This is a genomic window from Streptomyces sp. NPDC111656, assembly GCF_055656965.1.
Genome location: NZ_JBVKCA010000016.1, coordinates 31,776 through 50,008, shown reverse-complemented (window position 1 = coordinate 50,008; position 18,233 = coordinate 31,776). Strand labels below are relative to the sequence as shown.

Annotated in this window: 15 protein-coding genes; 9 read left to right on the top strand and 6 right to left on the bottom strand. The window is 71.6% G+C overall.

What is annotated here, in order from left to right:
* Positions 1 to 350 (bottom strand): PAS domain S-box protein (locus tag ACZ7M3_RS36755; protein WP_472069526.1); only part of this gene is annotated, 350 nt, incomplete at its 3' end.
* A gap of 333 nt (positions 351 to 683) precedes the next feature.
* Here ACZ7M3_RS36755 and ACZ7M3_RS36750 point away from each other — a divergent pair.
* The 3 genes from ACZ7M3_RS36750 (at position 684) to ACZ7M3_RS36740 (ending at position 4,623) form a co-directional block, all read left to right on the top strand.
* A complete protein-coding gene (locus tag ACZ7M3_RS36750) occupies positions 684 to 2,423 on the top strand; it encodes a SulP family inorganic anion transporter (RefSeq protein WP_472069223.1) in 1,740 nt (579 codons plus the stop codon).
* Between the two features lie 223 nt (positions 2,424 to 2,646).
* On the top strand, positions 2,647 to 3,528 hold the full coding sequence (locus ACZ7M3_RS36745) for a universal stress protein (RefSeq protein WP_472069221.1): 882 nt from the start codon (positions 2,647 to 2,649) through the stop codon (positions 3,526 to 3,528).
* A 213-nt stretch (positions 3,529 to 3,741) separates the two neighbouring features.
* A complete protein-coding gene (locus tag ACZ7M3_RS36740; protein ID WP_472069219.1) occupies positions 3,742 to 4,623 on the top strand; it encodes a universal stress protein in 882 nt (293 codons plus the stop codon).
* Positions 4,624 to 4,628: 5 nt separating this feature from the next.
* Here the strand turns inward: ACZ7M3_RS36740 and ppk2 are convergent, their stop codons facing one another.
* The gene (gene ppk2 / locus ACZ7M3_RS36735; protein ID WP_054232062.1) at positions 4,629 to 5,432 is read right to left on the bottom strand and encodes a polyphosphate kinase 2; all 804 of its coding nucleotides are present in this window, start codon (positions 5,430 to 5,432) and stop codon (positions 4,629 to 4,631) included.
* Positions 5,433 to 5,517: 85 nt separating this feature from the next.
* Between ppk2 and ACZ7M3_RS36730 the strand changes: the two genes are divergently transcribed.
* From ACZ7M3_RS36730 to ACZ7M3_RS36715, 4 genes are all read left to right on the top strand, one after another.
* Positions 5,518 to 7,917: a phosphoketolase family protein gene (locus tag ACZ7M3_RS36730; protein WP_472069217.1), complete on the top strand. Its 2,400-nt coding sequence runs from the start codon at positions 5,518 to 5,520 to the stop codon at positions 7,915 to 7,917.
* Positions 7,918 to 8,014: 97 nt separating this feature from the next.
* Entirely contained in the window at positions 8,015 to 8,758 is a 744-nt protein-coding gene (locus tag ACZ7M3_RS36725; protein WP_472069215.1) for an HAD family hydrolase, read from the top strand.
* A gap of 2 nt (positions 8,759 to 8,760) precedes the next feature.
* Positions 8,761 to 11,139, top strand: coding sequence for a glycoside hydrolase family 65 protein (locus ACZ7M3_RS36720; RefSeq protein WP_472069213.1), 2,379 nt, complete (start codon positions 8,761 to 8,763; stop codon positions 11,137 to 11,139).
* A gap of 90 nt (positions 11,140 to 11,229) precedes the next feature.
* Complete coding sequence (locus ACZ7M3_RS36715; RefSeq protein WP_472069211.1) at positions 11,230 to 12,990, top strand: sensor histidine kinase; 1,761 nt, start codon at positions 11,230 to 11,232, stop codon at positions 12,988 to 12,990.
* 124 nt (positions 12,991 to 13,114) lie between these two features.
* Here ACZ7M3_RS36715 and ACZ7M3_RS36710 read toward each other — a convergent pair whose 3' ends face one another.
* From ACZ7M3_RS36710 to ACZ7M3_RS36700, 3 genes are all read right to left on the bottom strand, one after another.
* Positions 13,115 to 13,816: a response regulator gene (locus tag ACZ7M3_RS36710; protein ID WP_472069210.1), complete on the bottom strand. Its 702-nt coding sequence runs from the start codon at positions 13,814 to 13,816 to the stop codon at positions 13,115 to 13,117.
* Positions 13,817 to 13,950: 134 nt separating this feature from the next.
* Positions 13,951 to 14,613: a CBS domain-containing protein gene (locus tag ACZ7M3_RS36705; protein WP_472069208.1), complete on the bottom strand. Its 663-nt coding sequence runs from the start codon at positions 14,611 to 14,613 to the stop codon at positions 13,951 to 13,953.
* A 28-nt stretch (positions 14,614 to 14,641) separates the two neighbouring features.
* Positions 14,642 to 15,106 carry a Crp/Fnr family transcriptional regulator gene (locus ACZ7M3_RS36700; protein WP_472069206.1) on the bottom strand — a complete coding sequence of 155 codons (465 nt, stop codon included), beginning with the start codon at positions 15,104 to 15,106 and terminating at the stop codon, positions 14,642 to 14,644.
* A gap of 200 nt (positions 15,107 to 15,306) precedes the next feature.
* Between ACZ7M3_RS36700 and ACZ7M3_RS36695 the strand changes: the two genes are divergently transcribed.
* Positions 15,307 to 16,215 (top strand): universal stress protein, encoded by a 909-nt coding sequence (locus ACZ7M3_RS36695; RefSeq protein ID WP_472069204.1) that lies wholly within the window; start codon positions 15,307 to 15,309, stop codon positions 16,213 to 16,215.
* 43 nt (positions 16,216 to 16,258) lie between these two features.
* Here the strand turns inward: ACZ7M3_RS36695 and ACZ7M3_RS36690 are convergent, their stop codons facing one another.
* Complete coding sequence (locus ACZ7M3_RS36690; RefSeq protein WP_472069202.1) at positions 16,259 to 16,843, bottom strand: Rv1733c family protein; 585 nt, start codon at positions 16,841 to 16,843, stop codon at positions 16,259 to 16,261.
* 309 nt (positions 16,844 to 17,152) lie between these two features.
* On the opposite strand from ACZ7M3_RS36690, the gene ACZ7M3_RS36685 reads away from it, so the two are divergent.
* Entirely contained in the window at positions 17,153 to 18,223 is a 1,071-nt protein-coding gene (locus ACZ7M3_RS36685) for a zinc-dependent alcohol dehydrogenase family protein (protein ID WP_472069200.1), read from the top strand.
* The last annotated feature ends 10 nt before the right edge of the window (positions 18,224 to 18,233 follow it).

Genomic DNA, 18,233 nt, shown 5'->3' with positions numbered 1-18,233 from the left:
GTGGTCTCCAGGGGGCTGAGGCTGATCTCGACGGGGAACTCGGTGCCGTCCTTGCGCAGGCCGTGGAGTTCGAGACCGGCTCCCATGGGGCGCACTTGACGATTTTCGGCGTAGCCGGATCGGTGCAGTGCATGGTGGGTTCGGAAGCGGTCGGGTACGAGCAAGTCCACGGTTCGGCCGAGGAGTTCCTCGCGGCCGTAGCCGAAGAGCGCTTCGGTCTGGGCGTTGACGAGTGTGATCGTCCCGGTGTCGTCCACGATGATCATGGCGTCCGGCGCTGCTTCCAGGAGCCCCCGGAACCTGTCCTCGGCGCCTCCCGAACGGGCACCGCACTCCCCGGCACAGCACATCGACGTGGCGCAGCCGGACACCGAGTCCGGTGCGGCCGAAGCCGAACTGATCGTTTCTCCCACGTTCGCCCCCCACAGACCCTCCGCATGGGTCGTTCGGGCCATCTCAGCGCACTTGGGTCACGATCACTCGGGCATGTCTCATTCTGGCCGCACCGCGGTCGATCGTGTCTGCGGTGAGCGCGGGCTTCGTCCGTCTGCCGACATGTTCCGTCGTGAGTCGGCCCTGCCGGTCCACCGACCCACCGACCTACCGACCTACCGACCTACCGAGACGACCGTGCGGTGGGACGACCGTGGGGCGATGCTGAAGGGGGTGACGAAGGGAGCCCCATGTCCGAGCGCTCGGATGCGGCCGCCGGGGCGGGCCGACGCGGTCTCGTGCGGCGGGTGGCTCCCGGCCTCGTCGTCCTGGCCGGCTACCACCGTTCGTGGCTGCGCGGCGACCTGCTGGCCGGAGTGACCGTCGCGGCCTATCTCGTTCCGCAGGTCATGGCCTATGCGGGCCTCGCGGGACTGCCGCCGGTCGCGGGGCTGTGGGCGATCCTTCCCGCCCTGCTGCTGTACAGCCTGCTGGGTTCGTCACGGCTGTTGTCCGTCGGGCCCGAGTCGACCACCGCGCTGATGACCGCCACCGTGGTGGGGCCCCTCGCCGCGGGCGCCCCGGACCGGTACGCCGCGCTCGCCGCCGGGCTCGCGGTCGTGGTCGGGGCGATGTTCCTGGTGGCGTGGGTGGCGCGGCTGGGCTTCCTCGCCGACCTTCTGTCACGGCCGATCCTGGTCGGCTACCTGACGGGCGTGGCGCTCATCATCATCGTCGACCAGCTCCCCAAACTGACCGGTGTCCGCACCTCGGGATCCGAGTTCTTTCCTCAACTGCTCTCCTTCGTGAGGAACCTGGGAGAAGCCCATCCCGCCACGGTGATCTTCTCCGTGGCGGCGATCGCGTTCCTTTTCGCGGTCGCGCGGTTCTTCCCCGGTGTCCCGGGCCCCCTGCTGGCCCTGGTGCTCGGCACGGCGGCCGTCGCGGTCCTCGGACTCGAGGACCGCGGCATCGCCGTCATCGGCGCGGTACCGGCCGGGCTGCCGAGCCCCGGCCTGCCGACGCCGGGAGACCTGCCGCACCTGGTACTGCCGGCACTCGGCGTGCTCCTGGTCGGCTACACCGACGTCATCCTCACCGCGCGCGCCTTCTCGACTCGTGGCGACGAACTCGAGCCCAACCAGGAACTGTTGGCCCTGGGAGCCGCGAACCTGGGCGCGGGCGTGCTGCACGGCTTCCCGGTGAGCAGCAGCGCCAGTCGTACCGCGCTCGCGCACTCGGCCGGGGGCCGCAGCCAGGCGTACTCGCTCGTCGCCGGCGCGGTGGTCCTCGCCGTGTTGCTGTTCCTCAGCCCGCTCCTCGCGCACACGCCGTCGACCGTGCTGGGCGCCCTGGTCGTCTATGCCGGGGTCCGCATGATGGATCTGGCCGGGTTCCGGCGGCTGGCCGCCTTCCGGCGCCGGGAGTTGCTCCTGGCCCTGGGCTGTCTGGCCGGAGTGCTGGCCCTGGACATCCTGTACGGCGTGCTGGTGGCGGTCGGGCTCTCCGTCGCGGAGTTGCTCACCCGGGTGGCCCGCCCGCACGACGCGATCGAGGGTCTGGTGCCGGGACTGGCAGGCATGCACGACGTCGACGACTATCCACAGGCCCGCATGGTCCCCGGCCTGCTTGTCTACCGCTACGACTCGCCCCTGTTCTTCGCCAACGCCGAGGACTTCAAGCGGCGGGCGCTGGCGGCGGTCGACCGACACGAAGGTCCTGTCGACTGGTTCGTTCTCAACACCGAGGCCATCGTCGAGGTGGACATCACCGCGCTCGACGCGGTCGACGCCCTGCGCCAGGAACTCGAACAGCGTCACATCGTCTTCGCGCTCGCCCGCGTGAAGCAGGACCTGCGCGACGACCTCGACGCCTTCGGGCTGACCGAGGCCATCGGCACCGACCGGATCTTCCCGACTTTGCCCACGACCCTGGCCGCCTACCGGGAGTGGCTCCGGCGCGGCGGCCGCGACCTGGAGAGGGAGACGTAGGCGGCTTCCTCGAAGATGCGTCGGGTGGAGCCGGTGCCCAGTGGTGTGGTCGTGCGGGACAAGCCCAACAGCCCCTGCGGGCAGGGCTGCCCTCCCACGCTCGCCCCGCGGGTCCATAGGGCCGATCGGCCCCTTCCGGGGACCTGCGGCCCCTGCACCGCGAACCCCCACGACACCACGCTGGAAGAGGGATCGAGCGATCCCGGTTCAGGAGGTGGAGATCATGCCCCGCACCGTCACCGTAGGCCTCGACGGCTCGCCCGAGAGCCGTGCCGCCGCCGACTGGGCGGCCCGTGAGGCGAAGCTGCGCGGGCTGCCGTTGAAGCTGGTCAACGTCTGGGAGCCCGCTCCGACCCCCATCGCCCAGGCCCCACTGCTCGGCCCCGAGACCCGTCAGCAGTGGAGCGAACACATACCGCGTGAAGCGGCCGGGGAACTGCGGGCGGCCCACCCGGGGGTCGACGTGCTCGTCGAGCAGGTCACCGGCAGGCCGGCCGAGGTGCTGACCGACGCCGCGAAGGACGCCGAACCGCTGGTCCTCGGATCCCGCGGCCTGAGCGGGATGGGCGGTTTCGTGGTCGGTTCCGTCGGCCTGGCCGTCGTGGCCCGCGCCGAGCGTCCGGTCGTCCTCGTACGGGCCGAAGGAGGCACCTCGGGCACCGACGCCGGCGTTGCGGCCCCGCGACCCGTCGTGCTCGGGCTCGACACCACGGCCCCCGACGACACCCTGATCGGCTTCGCCTTCGAGGAGGCCGTCCTGCGCGGCGCCTCCCTGCGTGTCGTCCACGGCTGGAACGAGCCGCCCTACATCGCGTACGGCATGCCCCCGGATCTGGAACTGAACGCCCAGATCGGCGCGGAGGAGGCCGTCGCCGTGAGCGAGGTGCTGCGGCCGTGGCGGCAGAAGTTCCCGACGGTGGACGTTGTCGAGGACTCCCTGTCCGGGAGGGCGGCCAGCCACCTCGTGGAGGCCTCCGCGGAGGCCTCCCTGGTCGTCGTCGGCCGCCGTATCCGCCGTTCGGCGCTCGGCGCGCACATCGGGCCGGTCACCCATGCCGTACTGCACCACGCCACCGCCCCCGTCGCCGTGGTCCCGCACGACTGAGGCCCGACACGACCGATCACCCGATGACACGACCGATCAACCGACACGACTCGCCATCAGGCGCGCCTTGCCGTCCGAGGAGAGCCGCCCATGCATGCGGCAGTCGTACGAGTGTGGAGGGAGACTTGTCATGGTGGCGGTGCCCGCGCACGGGACCATCCGGGTCATCCGCGAGTCCCGGCCCCTCGTCTGCGGCGAAGGACGGTGAGGACGGTGGAGCTGCCCCTGGTCGTGGGCGTCGACGGCTCGGAGCCCAGCCTGCGCGCCGTGGACTGGGCGACGGACGACGCCGCGCTGCGCGGCGCACCGCTGCGCCTGGTGTACGCGTCGCTGTGGGAGCGCTACGAGGGCGCCGCGCTCGCCGAGGGCCTCGGCAGGTCCTCGGAGCAGGTGATGGCCGACAACATCGTCGAGGCCGCCGCGCGCCGGGCCCACCGCAGGGCCCCCGAGGTGAAGGTCGGCACCGACGTCCTGCCCGACGACGCGGCGAGCGTGCTGCTGAACGAGGCGCACACCGCTGCCGCGCTGGTCGTCGGGTCGCGCGGCCGCGGCGGCCTCGCCGAACTGCTGCTCGGCTCGGTCAGCCTCACGGTCGCCGGCCGCGCCGCCTGCCCGGTGATCGTGCTGCGCGGCGACCAGGACAACCAGGCAGGGAACAAGACGCACCGGCGCGTGGTCCTGGGAGTCGGCGAGGGGCCGCACGGCACGGCGGCCACCCGGTTCGCCTTCGAGGAGGCCGAGGCCCGTAAGGCCACCCTGGACGCCGTACGGGCCTGGCGCTGCCCGGCGTACGAGAGCGCCGACGACCCTCTGCTCGAGGGCGAACCGGCCCGTTTGCACGAGCAGCGGGCCGCGGAGATCATGGAGTCGGCGCTGAGCAAGGCCGCGGACGAGCGTCCTGCGGTGGATCTGCACCGCAGGACCGCCGAGGGCAGCGCTCGCCGGATCCTGCTGGACGCCTCGGACGACGCCGACCTGCTGGTCGTCGGAGTCCGGCGCCACCACGGACTCGCCGGACTCCAGCTCGGCCGGGTCGCCCACACGCTCCTGCACCACTCCGCCTGCCCGGTCGCCGTCGTACCGCAACGGGGATGAGCGACTCAGAGGGTCGCCGCATGGTCGGGGACATACGTCTGCAGATCGCGCGGCGGGCGCACATAGCCCGTCGACGGCGGCCGGGGCGGCAGTTCGAGAACCGGTGGCTTCACCTCGTGGTACGGAACGGAGCCGAGCAGGTGGGCGATCATGTTCAGGCGGGCCCGGCGCTTGTCGTCGCTCTCCACGATGTACCACGGAGCCTCCGAGACGTCCGTGTGCACCAGCATCTCGTCCTTGGCCCGGGAGTACGCCTCCCAGCGGGTGATCGACTCCAGGTCCATCGGGGACAGCTTCCAGCGCCGCGTCGGATCCTTCAGCCGGCGCCGGAACCGCTTCTGCTGCTCCGCGTCGCTCACCGAGAACCAGTACTTGCGCAGCAGGATCCCCTCCTCGACGAGCATCCGCTCGAAGATGGGGCACTGGCGAAGGAAGAGCTGGTGCTCCTCCTTCGTGCAGAAGCCCATGACCTGCTCGACGCCGGCGCGGTTGTACCAGCTCCGGTCGAACAGCACGATCTCCCCGGCGGCGGGCAGATGTTCGACATACCGCTGGAAGTACCACTGGGTGCGCTGGCGCTCGGTCGGCTTGGGCAGCGCCACGGTCCGTGCGACGCGCGGGTTGAGAAGCTCCGACACCCGTTTGATCGTGCCGCCCTTGCCCGCCGCGTCCCGGCCCTCGAAGATCACCACGAGCCGGGCACCCTCGGTGCGCACCCACTCCTGGAGCTTCACCAGCTCCGTCTGCAGGCGCAGCAGCTCCCGCTCGTACGCCGCTACCGGCACCTTCGCCGTCTTCTCGCCGGCCATGCCGCCTCCTCCGCTCGATCACGCACACCGATGCCACGCCCCGCGACACGCCTCGTGACGCACCTCGATGACTTACGGAGTCACCATGCCCAAGGTCGAACCGCCCAAGGTCGAACACCAGGACAGCACCGTACTGACCGACGAGGAACTGCGCACCCTGGACGCCCACTGGCGAGCCGCCAACTACCTTGCCGTGGGCCAGATCTACCTGCTCGCCAACCCGCTGCTGACCGAACCCCTGACCTCCGCGCACATCAAGCCGCGGCTGCTCGGCCACTGGGGCACCTCACCCGGCCTCAACCTCGTGCACACGCACCTCAACCGGGTGATCAAGGCCCGCGGTCTGGACGCGCTGTGCGTGTGGGGGCCCGGACACGGCGGGCCCGCGGTCCTCGCCAACTCCTGGCTGGAGGGGACCTACAGCGAGACGTATCCGAGCGTCTCGCGGGACGCGGCAGGCATGGAACGGCTGTTCCGGCAGTTCTCGTTCCCCGGCGGGGTGCCCAGCCATGTCGCGCCCGAGACCCCGGGCTCGATCCACGAGGGCGGCGAGCTCGGCTACTCGCTGGCGCACGCCTACGGGGCCGCCTTCGACAACCCGGACCTGCTGGTCGCCTGCGTCATCGGTGACGGCGAGGCGGAGACGGGGCCGCTGGCCGCGTCCTGGCACTCCAACAAGTTCCTCGACCCGGTCCACGACGGCGCCGTGCTGCCGATCCTGCACCTCAACGGCTACAAGATCGCCAACCCGGCCGTCCTGTCCCGTATCCCGGAGGCCGAACTCGACGAGCTGCTGCGCGGCTACGGCCACGACCCGATCCACGTCGCGGGCGACGACCCGCACGAGGTCCACCGCGCGCTGGCGGACGCGTTGGACCGGACCCTGGACAGCATCGCGCGGATGCAGCGCACCGCCCGCGAGGACGGCGTGGCCGAGCGGGTGCGCTGGCCCATGATCGTGCTGCGCACCCCGAAGGGCTGGACGGGACCGGCGGAGGTCGACGGCGTGCCCGTCGAGGGCACCTGGCGCGCCCACCAGGTACCGCTGGCCGCGGTCCGCGAGAACCCGGAACACCTGCGGCAGTTGGAGACCTGGCTGCGCTCGTACCGTCCCGAGGAACTCTTCGACGCCGAGGGGCGTCCGGTCGCCGACGTCCTCGCCTGCGTGCCCGACGGCGCGAAGCGACTCGGCGGCACCCCGCACGCCAACGGCGGCCTGCTCGTCCGTGATCTGCCCGTCCCGTCCCTCGACCGTTACGCCGTCCCGGTCGACAAGCCGGGCGCCACCCTGCACGAGCCCACCCGGGTCCTCGGCGACTTCCTCGAACAGGTCATGAAGGACACCTCCCACCGCAGGGACTTCCGTCTGGTGGGCCCCGACGAGACCGCCTCCAACCGGCTGGGAGCCGTCTTCGGCGCCACCGGCAAGGCCTGGCAGGAGCGGACCCTCCAGGTGGACGAGCACCTGGACCGGCACGGCCGGGTCATGGAGGTCCTCTCCGAACACCTCTGCCAGGGCTGGCTGGAGGGCTACACGCTGACCGGCCGGCACGGGCTGTTCTCCTGCTACGAGGCGTTCGTGCACATCGTCGACTCGATGGTCAACCAGCACATCAAGTGGCTCAAGACGTCGAGGGAGCTGGCGTGGCGCGCTCCCATCGCCTCCCTCAACTACCTGCTCACCTCGCACGTCTGGCGCCAGGACCACAACGGCTTCTCGCACCAGGACCCCGGCTTCGTCGACCACGTCCTCAACAAGAGCCCCGAAGTCGTACGGGTCTATCTGCCGCCGGACGCCAACACCCTTCTGTCGGTGGCGGACCACGTGCTGCGCAGTCGCGACTACGTCAACGTCGTCGTCGCGGGCAAGCAGCCCTGCTTCGACTGGCTCTCCATGGACCAGGCCCGCGACCACTGCGCTCGGGGCGCCGGGATCTGGGAGTGGGCGGGCTCGGCGAACGGGGACCGCGAACCGGACGTCGTCCTCGCCTGCGCGGGTGACGTCCCCACCCAGGAGATCCTGGCCGCCTCCGACCTGCTCCGCCGCCATCTGCCCGAGCTGGCCGTCCGCGTCGTCAACGTCGTCGACATGACCCGGCTGCTGCCGCGCGAGGTACACCCGCACGGGATGCGCGACTTCGAGTACGACGGGCTGTTCACCACCGACAAGCCCGTGATCTTCGCCTACCACGGCTACCCCTGGCTGGTCCACCGGCTCGCCTACGGCCGCACCGGCCACGCCAACCTGCACGTACGCGGCTACAAGGAGATGGGCACCACCACGACCCCGTTCGACATGGTCGTCCGCAACGACATGGACCGCTACCGCCTCGTCATGGACGTGATCGACCGCGTCCCCGGCCTCGGCGTCCGCGCCGCCGCCGTCCGCCAGCAGATGGCCGACGTCCGCACCCGCCACCACGCCTGGATCCGCGCACACGGCACCGACCTGCCCGAAGTCGCCGACTGGACCTGGAGCGGCTGAGCCTCCACCCCGCACCGGCCGAAATCCCGGACCACGCAAGGGAGTTCAACGCCATGACCGTACGCATCGGCATCGACATGAGGGTGGCCGACGACCGATGAGCGCGGAGCGGAACGACACGGCCCGCGTACCCCGTGCGCTGCGGGGGACGCGGGCCGTGGTCCTCGACACCGACGGCGTCGTCACGGACTCCGCGCGGCTGCACGCCGCCGCGTGGAAGACGGCCTTCGACGCCTTCCTACGCCCACGCGGCGAGCGCCCCTTCGACCCGCGCGAGGACTATCTGCGCCACGTCGACGGCAAGTCGCGCCTCGACGGAACCGCGGCCTTCCTCGAATCCCGGGGGCTGCGGCCCTCCGATGCCGAGATCCGGGCCGTCGCCGCCCACAAGGAACGGCTGTTCTCCGAGCGGCTGCGCGCCGGGCGCGTCGACGCCTACCCGGGCACGGTCCGCCTGCTGCGCGCCCTGCGGTCCACCGGGATCCCGCTGGCCGCAGCCTCCGCCTCCCGGCACGCGGGCGAACTCCTCGAACAGGCGGGAGTACGCGGTCTCTTCGACGCTCTGGTGGACGGCGGGGAGGCGGCCCGGCTCGGTCTGCCCGGCAAGCCCGACCCCGCTCTCTTCCTGGAGGCTACCCGCCGCCTCGGGGTCCCCGCCGAACAGGCCGCCGTCGTCGAGGACGCCCTCGCCGGAGTCGAGGCCGGCCGACGTGGCGGATTCGGACTCGTCGTGGGCGTCGACCGCGCCCGCACCCCGGCCACCCGGAGCGCTCTGCTGGAGCACGGCGCGGACCTGGTGGTCGAGGACCTCGCGGAGCTGCTCACCCCGATGGAGGACTGAGGATGTCCGACTGGACCTGGGCGTACGAAGGCTACGAGCCCGCGCAGGAGCGGCTGCGCGAGGCGCTGTGCGCCCTCGGCAACGGCTATCTCGCCACCCGGGGCGCGGCTCCCGAGTGCGCGGCGGACCCCGTCCACTACCCGGGCACGTACGCGGCGGGCTGCTACAACCGCCTCACCTCGGACGTGGCCGGACACCGGGTCGAGAACGAGGACATGGTCAACCTCCCCAACTGGCTGCCACTTCGCGTGCGCACCCGCTCCGGGAACTGGCTCACGCCCGACACCCACAAGCTCCTCGACCACCGCCAGACTCTGGACCTGCGCGCGGGCGTCCTGGAACGTACCCTGCGGTACGAGGATGAGCAGGGGCGTTGCCTCGCCGTACGGCAGGTACGCCTTGTCCACATGGCCGACCCCCATCTGGCCCTGCTGCGCATGGAGTTGACGGCTCAGGGCTGGTCCGGGGAGATCGAGGTCGAGACGGCGCTCGACGGGAGTGTCGCCAACACCGGCGTGGAGCGCTACCGCTCCCTCGCCTCCCGGCACCTCACGGACGTCCGGACCGGCACCGCGGCGCCGGACACGATCTGGCTGGAGTGCCGGACCAGCACCTCCGACATCAGGATCGGCCTGGCGGCCCGCACGGTCACCGACGTACCCGTCCAGACCGTGGACGCACACGAGGACGCGCGGGCGGCACGGCTGCTGCGGCTCTCCCTGACCGACGGCCGGACGGTCACGGTCGACAAGACCGTCGCCCTGCACACCTCCCACGACCCGGCCATCGAGGAGCCGGCGCACGCCGCCCTCGACCGGGTCGTTCGCGCTCCGGATTTCGCGACCCTGCTGGACTCCCATGGCACGGCCTGGCAACAGCTGTGGCGCAACGCCGAGTTGGACGTGCCGAACAGCGCGGGCCCGGTGCTGCGGCTGCACCTCTTCCACCTGCTCCAGACGCTCTCCCCGCACACCGCGGAGCTGGACGTCGGCGTGCCGGCGCGCGGTCTGCACGGCGAGGCCTACCGGGGACACGTCTTCTGGGACGAGCTGTTCGTCCTGCCGTACCTCAACCTGCACTTCCCCGAGGTCTCCCGCGCCCTGCTCACCTACCGCCACCGCCGCCTCGAGCAGGCCTGCCGGGCCGCGGTCGACGCCGGGCACACCGGCGCGATGTACCCGTGGCAGAGCGGCAGCGACGGCCGGGAGGAGACCCAGCGACTGCACCTCAACCCGCGCTCGGGGCGCTGGCTGCCCGACCACTCGCGGCTTCAGCACCACGTCGGCTCGGCGATCGCGTACAACGTGTGGCAGTACTGCGAGGCGAGCGGCGACACCGAGTTCCTGCACACCAAGGGCATCGAGATGCTCGTGCAGATCGCCCGCTTCTGGGCCGGCCTCGCCGCGTACGACGGGACGCTCGGCCGGTACCGGATCCGCGGCGTCATGGGCCCCGACGAGTACCACGACGCCTACCCCGGCGCCGAGCGGCCTGGACTCGACGACAACGCGTACACCAACGTCACCGCGGCCTGGGTGATCGCCCGCACCCTCGACGTCCTCTACGACCTGCCCGAACTGCCGCGCCGGGACCTCTGCGAGCGCACCGGCCTCGACGCGGCCGAACTCGACGGCTGGCAGGAGGTTTCCCGGAAGCTGTACGTGCCCTTCCATGCCGGGGTGATCAGCCAGTTCGACGGCTACGGCGGACTGGAGGAGCTGGACTGGGACGGCTACCGGACCCGCTACGGCGACATCCGGCGGCTCGACCGGATCCTGGAGGCCGAGGGCGACAGCGTCAACCGCTACCAGGCGTCCAAGCAGGCGGACGTCCTGATGCTGGGCTACCTCTTCTCGCCCGCCGAGCTCGGCGGGCTCTTCCGCAGGCTCGGGCACGAGGTGGACGACACCCTGTGGCGGCGCACCGTCGACCACTACCTGCGCCGCACGAGTCACGGCTCGACGTTGAGCAGCGTGGTGCACGGTTGGGTGCTGGCCCGGGCGCGGCGCGCGGAGGCGTGGACGTTCGTACACGAGGCCCTGGCCGGGGACGTCGCCGATCTGCAGGGCGGCACCACGGGGGAGGGCATCCACCTCGGTGCCATGGCCGGCACCCTCGATCTCGTCCAGCGCTGCCTGACCGGTCTGGAGACCCGGGGCGGCGCGCTGCGGCTCGATCCGGTGCCGCTGCCGGAGTTCTCCGAGTACGGCTTCGCCATCCGCTACCGGGGCCATCGTGGCGTACAACTGCACCTGACCGCGGACCAGTTGATGCTGGCAGTGCCCGCGTCCGACCAGGACCCGATCGACATCGCCCTCGTGGACCGCACCGTGTCCTTGGCACCCGGGGAGTCCTGCACCCTCACCCTGCCGGACCAGTGACCGGACGGTCCCGCGGGTCGCCAGGCAGTACGGTGAGGGCAGGCGGACTGGTGTGCGGCCTCTTGTCCGCCGAATGGGCCGGAGGAAGCGATGGGCGCGGAGACACGCGGGGGATCCGAGCAGCATCTGCCCAGGCTTCGGCTCGACGAGCTGCTGGGCGAGCTGCAGGTACGCATCGCCGCCGTACGCGGTACTCGGGACCGCCTGCACAGCCTGCTGGAGGCCGTCCTGTCGGTCGGCCGGGAGCTGGATCTGCCGCAGGTGCTGCGCAGCATCGTCGAGGCCGCCGTCGTCCTGGTGGACGCCGAGTACGGGGCGCTGGGCGTGATCGGTGGCGACCGGAAGCTGTCCGCGTTCATCACCGTCGGCATCGACGATGAGCGGCGGTCCGAGATCGGGGCGCTGCCCAGCGGGCACGGACTCCTCGGCGAGCTGATCCGGCACCCGGTGCCTTTGAGGCTGCCGGAGCTGTCCGAGCATCCCGAGTCGTACGGCTTTCCCGCCCACCACCCGCCGATGCACTCCTTCCTCGGCGTACCGATCCGGGTACGGGACGAGGTGTTCGGGAACCTGTACCTCACCGAGAAGCGCGACGAGCGGGAGTTCGACGCGGAGGACGAGTCCGTCCTGGCGACGCTGGCCGTGGCCGCCGGCGTCGCCATCGAGAACGCGCGGCTGTACGAGGAGACCAGGCTCCGCGAACGCTGGCAGCGGGCCAGCGGGAAGGTCACCAGCGTCCTGCTGACCGGCGCGCCCGGCGCGGAGGTGCTGGAGCTGATCGTCGACGAGGCACGGAAGATCGTCTCCGCGGACATGGGGCTGATCGCGGAACGCGTGGCGGGCGAAGAGGAGCTACGGCCGGCGCTGGCCGTCGGGCTCGGCGCGGAGGAGCGCGGTGGCCTGGTGATGTCGGCCAGAAGCGGTTTCGTCGGAGCCGCGCTCAGCTCCGCCGAGCCGGTGGTCAGCGCCGACATCGAACACGATCCCCGCGTGGGCGAGGGCGAAGCCCAGTGGGCCGGGCTCGGACCCGTCGTCGCGGTGCCGCTCGGCACCAGCGGCAAGGCGCGGGGCGTGCTGCTGCTGGGGCGGTTGCGGGGCGGCACTCCGTTCGGCGACGCGGACACCGGACCGCTGCTCGGGTTCGCGGATCAGGCCGCACTGGCGCTGGAGCTGGCCGAGCGACGGCGGGACGCGGAACAGATCGCGTTGCTCCAGGACCGCGACCGCATCGCCCGGGACCTGCACGACCTCGCCATCCAGCGGCTCTTCGCGGCCGGCATGACACTGCAGAGCGCCCAGCGCTTCATGGAGCATGCCGAGGGCATGGAGCGACTGACACGGACCGTCGACGACCTCGACGACACCATCAAGATCATCCGGTCCACGATCTTCGGCCTGCGGACGCGCGGCGGGGCCGGCCGGGACGGCGACGGTCTGCGCAGCCGGGTCTCCGAGGCGGTCACTGCCTCGACCACGTTGTTCGGGTTCGCGCCCGCGCTGCGGATCGAGGGGCTCGTCGAGACCGAAGTCCCCGGCGACATCGCCGACCACGCCGTCGCGGTGCTCGGCGAGGCGCTGAGCAATGCGGCCCGGCACTCCGGGGCCCACGCCGTGGACGTCCGGCTCCAGTGCGCCGGTGGCGAGTTGACGCTCACCGTGACGGACGACGGCTGTGGGGTGCCGGCTGACGTACGGCGCAGCGGGCTGAAGAACATGGAGGACCGGGCCATCGCCCTCGGGGGCGTACTGACGCTCGGCGAGCGGCCCGGGGGCGGTGGTACACGGCTGGTGTGGCGGGTGCCGGTGAGCGCACCCGGCGCGGGCCCGGGGGGCGGTCCGGCGCACGGCTGAGACTGCCGGTGACCTGTGCGTCCGGTGTTCTGCGGTGCGGGTGCGGGTGCGGGTGCGGGTGGGGCCGCGGGTGCTGGGGCCGGTCGCGCAGTTCCCCGCGGTCCTGAAGGGGTGTTCCCCGGGGTCAGCGGCTCCGGTGGTCGGCGGTGCCGGGGTGCTCCAGCTGGCTGGCCAGGACCGCCGCCTGCACCCTGCGCTGGACACCGAGTTTGGCCAGCAGCCGGGAGATGTGGTTCTTCACCGTCTTCTCGGACAGGTAGAGCTTCTTGCCGATCTCACGGTTGGTGAGCCCGTCCCCGATCAGCGCGAGGATGTCGCGCTCGCGGGGCGAGAGGCCGGCGAGTTCGGGGGCCAGCGCCGGGGCCTCGGTGGGGTCCGCGCGCAACGACCGCATCAGCCGGGCGGTCGTCGTGGGGTCCAGCATCGACTGACCGGAAGCCACGGTGCGTACCGCCGAGACCAGATCCGAGCCCTTGATCTGCTTGAGCACATAGCCCGAGGCTCCGGCCATGATCGCGTCGAGCAGGGCCTCCTCGTCGTCGAACGACGTCAGCATCAGACAGGCCAGCTCCGGCATCTGGCTGCGCAGCTCCCGGCAGACTCTGATCCCGTCGCCGTCCGGCAGGCGTACGTCCAGGACGGCCACGTGCGGTCGCAGCGCCGGGCCACGCACCAGCGCGTGCTCGACGCTGCCAGCGTCGCCGACCACCGAGATGTCCGGCTCGGCGTCCAGGAGATCGGTCAGACCGCGGCGCACCACCTCGTGGTCGTCCAGCAGGAAGACCCGGATGGGGTTCTGTTCCGTGAAGGTGCGCGCCTCGGCCATGACGACCCCTTGTTCGGTTTCCGTGGCGGACTGTGGACCACGAGCCGGCTGTGACGACGATCATCACCCTCCGGGGCCGAACTCACTAGGGCCGACCGGCCCAACTTGACCGCGCCCGTCGCATCGGCCCCCGGTCACCGCTCCGGTCCGCGGGCCGGCCCCGTGAGCTCGAACTCCACGTCCACCACCCCTTCGACGGCCCGTACCAGGCGCGCTGCCACGGGCACCAGCGAGGTGTCCCGGACACGCCCGGCGAGGGTGACGACCCCGTCGTGCACCTGTACCCGCACCGGTGACGACGGCGCACGGAACAGATACGACACCACCTCGCGGCGTACCTCCTCGGCGATGTCCTCGTCGTCCCGCAGGAACACCTTCAGCAGGTCGCCGCGGCTGACGACGCCTTCGAGCAGGCCCTTGTCATCGACGACGGGCAGCCGCTTGACCTTGGCGTGCGCCATCGTCCGTGCGGCCTGCGCGAGAGTCGCGTTCGCCCGGACGGTGAATGCGGGGGCCGTCATCAGGTCCTCGGCGGTCACGGCGCCGGCCTTGGCGAGATCGGACAGCCGCCGCAACTGCGTGTACCGGTCCGGATCGCTGTCGCGGAACTCCTCCTTGGGGAGCAGATCGGCCTCGGAGACCACGCCGATCACCCGGCCCTCGCCCTCCAGGACGGGCAGGGCACTGACCTTCCGCTGCCCCATCAACCGCACGATCTCCTTGAAGTTCGCCTTGCGGCCGACGGCGGCGACGGTGTGGGTCATCACGTCGCTGACGATGCGCGGGCTGCCGTGCACGGTGACTCCTCGGTGGATGGCGACGCGGTCAGCGGAGACTTCCGCTGCCGTAGGGCGCGTACATGTCCAACAGCCGGGTCCTGGCCGACCGCAGCCGGCGGGCGACCGTGTCTCCCACCCACTGGCCCACGGCCGTGCCCAGCGCCGGATCGGCCAGACACATGGCGCGTACGACTTCGGCGTCGAACTCGTACGCGCGCACCGGGCTCGTCGCCTCGGCGCCCAGATGCCAGGTGTGCGGCCCGAACAGCCAGGACCAGCCGACGAGTTCGTTGTGCCCGACGGTCTCGATCACGACCGCGCGGCGGCCCGGCACGCGCATGTCGAGGGCCACCGTGCCGGTACGGACGATCCAGAACCGGTCCGCTCGCCGTCCCTCCTCGAACAGGCGGGTTCCCAGCGGGAACGACACCTCCCGGGCGCTGCGCATCAGTCGTTCGCCGTGCTCGGCGGGCAACGCCCGCAGGATGCTGGAAGTGGGGGAAGCGTTCATGATGGTGTCCTCTTCCTCGAGCTCCTCTTCCAGGAGCGCGACCAGGCCACCTCCAATGTCTTTCTCCGGGCCCCGCTTCCACCAGGGGCCGAAGGGCCCCTCGCCAGGGCCTGCCCGGCCCCTGCGTCCGGGCCCGGCCCGGTACCAGACTTGAGGGGAGACAGGGAATCCACCGCCATGCGCGCAGGAAGGTGCGGACCATGCTTCGACACGTCGCCGCAGGGATCGACGGTTCTCCCGAAGGCCTGGCCGCCGCGCACTGGGCGGCCAGAGAAGCCCTGCGCCGAGGCACGGCGCTGCGCCTGGTGCACGCCTGGAAGTGGCAGCCACGGCCGGCCCCGACCGTGCCCGCGGACATGTCGCAGCGGTCCTGGGCCGAGGACATGCTGGCGCAGGCGTCGGACAGCATGCGTGCCGCGCACAGCGGCCTGCAGGTCAGCACCCACGCGGTCGCCGACGCACCGGTCGAAGCCCTGCTCGCGGCGTCCGAAGAGGCCGACCTGCTGGTCCTCGGCTCCCACGGGATCAGCGGTGTCGCGGGCTTCCTGACCGGCTCGGTGTCTCAGCGGGTGGTCGCAAGGTCATCGCGTCCCGTGGTGCTGGTGCGGGCGGGGGAGTGCACCGCCGACGAGCACTTCTCGGCGGTGGACGGAATCTCCCCCGACGAGATACCCGAGACCCCGTACCGCGATGTCGTGCTCGGCCTCGGCACGGACCGGCCCTGCGACGAGCTGATCGAGTTCGCCTTCGACGCCGCCCGACGCCGTGCTGCCCCGCTCCGCGTGGTCCATGCCTTCAGCGGTCCGTCCCCCTACGCGGCGATCGACAGGCTCGCCCCCGAGTACGACACCGAGCTGCGCGTCGAGCACGAGCGTGCCGTGGTCGCGACGCTTCGCCCCTGGTGCGAGAAGTTCCCCGCGCTCGCCGTGACCGAGACCGTCATCGAGGGACGCGCGGCCGGCGAGCTGATCCACGCCTCGGCCGGCGCGGCCCTCCTCGTGGTGGGACGCCGGGTGCGCGAGACCCGGCTCGGCACCCACCTGGGCTCCGTCGCGCACGGCGTACTGCACCACGCTCCTTGCCCCGTCGCCGTCGTCCCGCACGGCTGAAAGCCCCGGAGGACGAGTGAGAGACGACCAGGCGTGCTGTGTCTCATGTGGTCTTGCGTCGCCACTGTGGTCCGGCCTGGTCCCATTCACGACCCCACTGGTCGTAGCGCCGCTGGTCGAGCCGCCACCGTGCGACGCGCCCGGCGGCGAAGGCCAGGCCGCCGAAGGCGACCCCGGCCGCGGCGCCGAGCGAGGCTGCCTCGACGTCTGCCGCCGAGGCGGTCGGCGGCTGCGTGGTGAGCTGCTCCTTGCTGTTCAGCCACACGACGACCTTCGATCCGACCCGGTGGCCGTAGTCCACCAGGGCCCGTCCGGTATGCGTCGAGCCGTCCGCCGCTTTCCAGCGGACCGTCGCCCGGACACGGTCGTAGGGCGTATCCGCCCCGATCCCCACCGTCCGGGCCGTGCTCGCGACGAGGACGGCCTGCACCGCGTGCCGCTCGTGCCGAAGCCGCGCGAAGGACGCGTCGGCGGCGTGGGCCGTCAGCAGCCCGGTCAGGGTGCCGCCGATCGTCATGACCAGCCACACGGCCAGCACGATCCAGGCCTCGACGACGTCGTCGTGCCGGCGCAGGGGGTTGCTCCGCCAGCGCCACAGCAGCTGCCTGACACGCTCGGTCCTGTGCATCCGACCGCACCTCCTCGTCGTCATGGACTGGACGGTCGCGTCGGGGAATGCGCGGCGGCAGAGGCCGACCGGGCGCCGTCGCGGCCCCGCCCGGTCCCGCGATGGGGACCGATCGGCCCAAGCGGACACCGACGGTCACGCTCAGGCTGGACATACGAGGTCGATCCATGCGCGAACAGGCCGTCGAGCGGCGTACCACCATCGTCGGAGTCGACGACTGCGACGGCAAGCGGTGGTGGCGCGGCAAGGGGCGCCTGCTCGCCGTAGTGCCCCGCGACCGGCATCCGCAAGAGCCAGGAAGGGATCGTCATGAAAGCACTCGTGTTCCACGGTTCCGGAAAGTCCGCGTGGGAGAAGGTCACGGACCCCGGAATCCAGGATGCCACCGACGCGATCGTCCGCGTCGACGCCGTCACGATCTGCGGGACCGACCTGCACATCCTCAAGGGCGACGTACCGGAGGTGCGCCCCGGCACGGTACTCGGACACGAAGCCGTCGGCGAGATCGTCGACGTCGGCGGTGAGGTCCGCACGGTCCGTCCCGGTGACCGTGTCCTGGTCTCGTGCATCACCACGTGCGGCCGCTGCCGCTTCTGCCGGGAAGGCATGTACGGGCAGTGCCGCGGTGGTGGGGGATGGATCCTCGGCCACTTGATCGACGGCACGCAGGCCGAGTACGTCCGGGTACCGCATGCGGACCTGTCGACCTATCCGCTGCCGGGCGCGGTGGACAGCAAGGACGCCGTGCTGCTGGCCGACATCTTCCCCACCGCCTACGAGGTGGGCGTGCTGAACGGGCGGGTACGGCCCGCGGACACCCTCGTCGTGGTCGGAGCGGGGCCGATCGGGCTCGCCGCGATCGCCACGGCCCGGCTGTACACCCCGGGGAAGATCATCGCCGTGGACCTGGCCCCGGCCAGGCTGGACGCCGCCAAGCGCCTCGGCGCCGACGCGGTGGCCATGGCGGGGGAGGAGGCGGAGCAGTTGGTCGCCGACCTCACCGAGGGCCTGGGGGCCGATCTGGTCATCGAGGCGGTGGGGGTGCCCGCGAGCTTCGAGGCGTGTACGCGCATGGTGCGGCCCGGCGGGCACGTGGCCAACGTCGGCGTGCACGGCAAGCCCGTGACACTCCACCTCGAAGACCTGTGGAGCAAGAACGTGACGATCACCACCGGCCTGGTCGACACGTACTCCACGCCCACCCTGCTGCGCATGACGGCCGCCGGGCAACTGCCCACGTCGTCCCTGGTCACCCACACCTTCCCGTTGGACGCGATGGAGGAGGCGTACGACGTCTTCTCGCGGGCCGCCGACACAGGCGCGCTCAAGGTCGTCCTCGGCGCACCGCAGCACGACGCCCTGACGGTCAGGACGCCCTGACAGGAGGAAG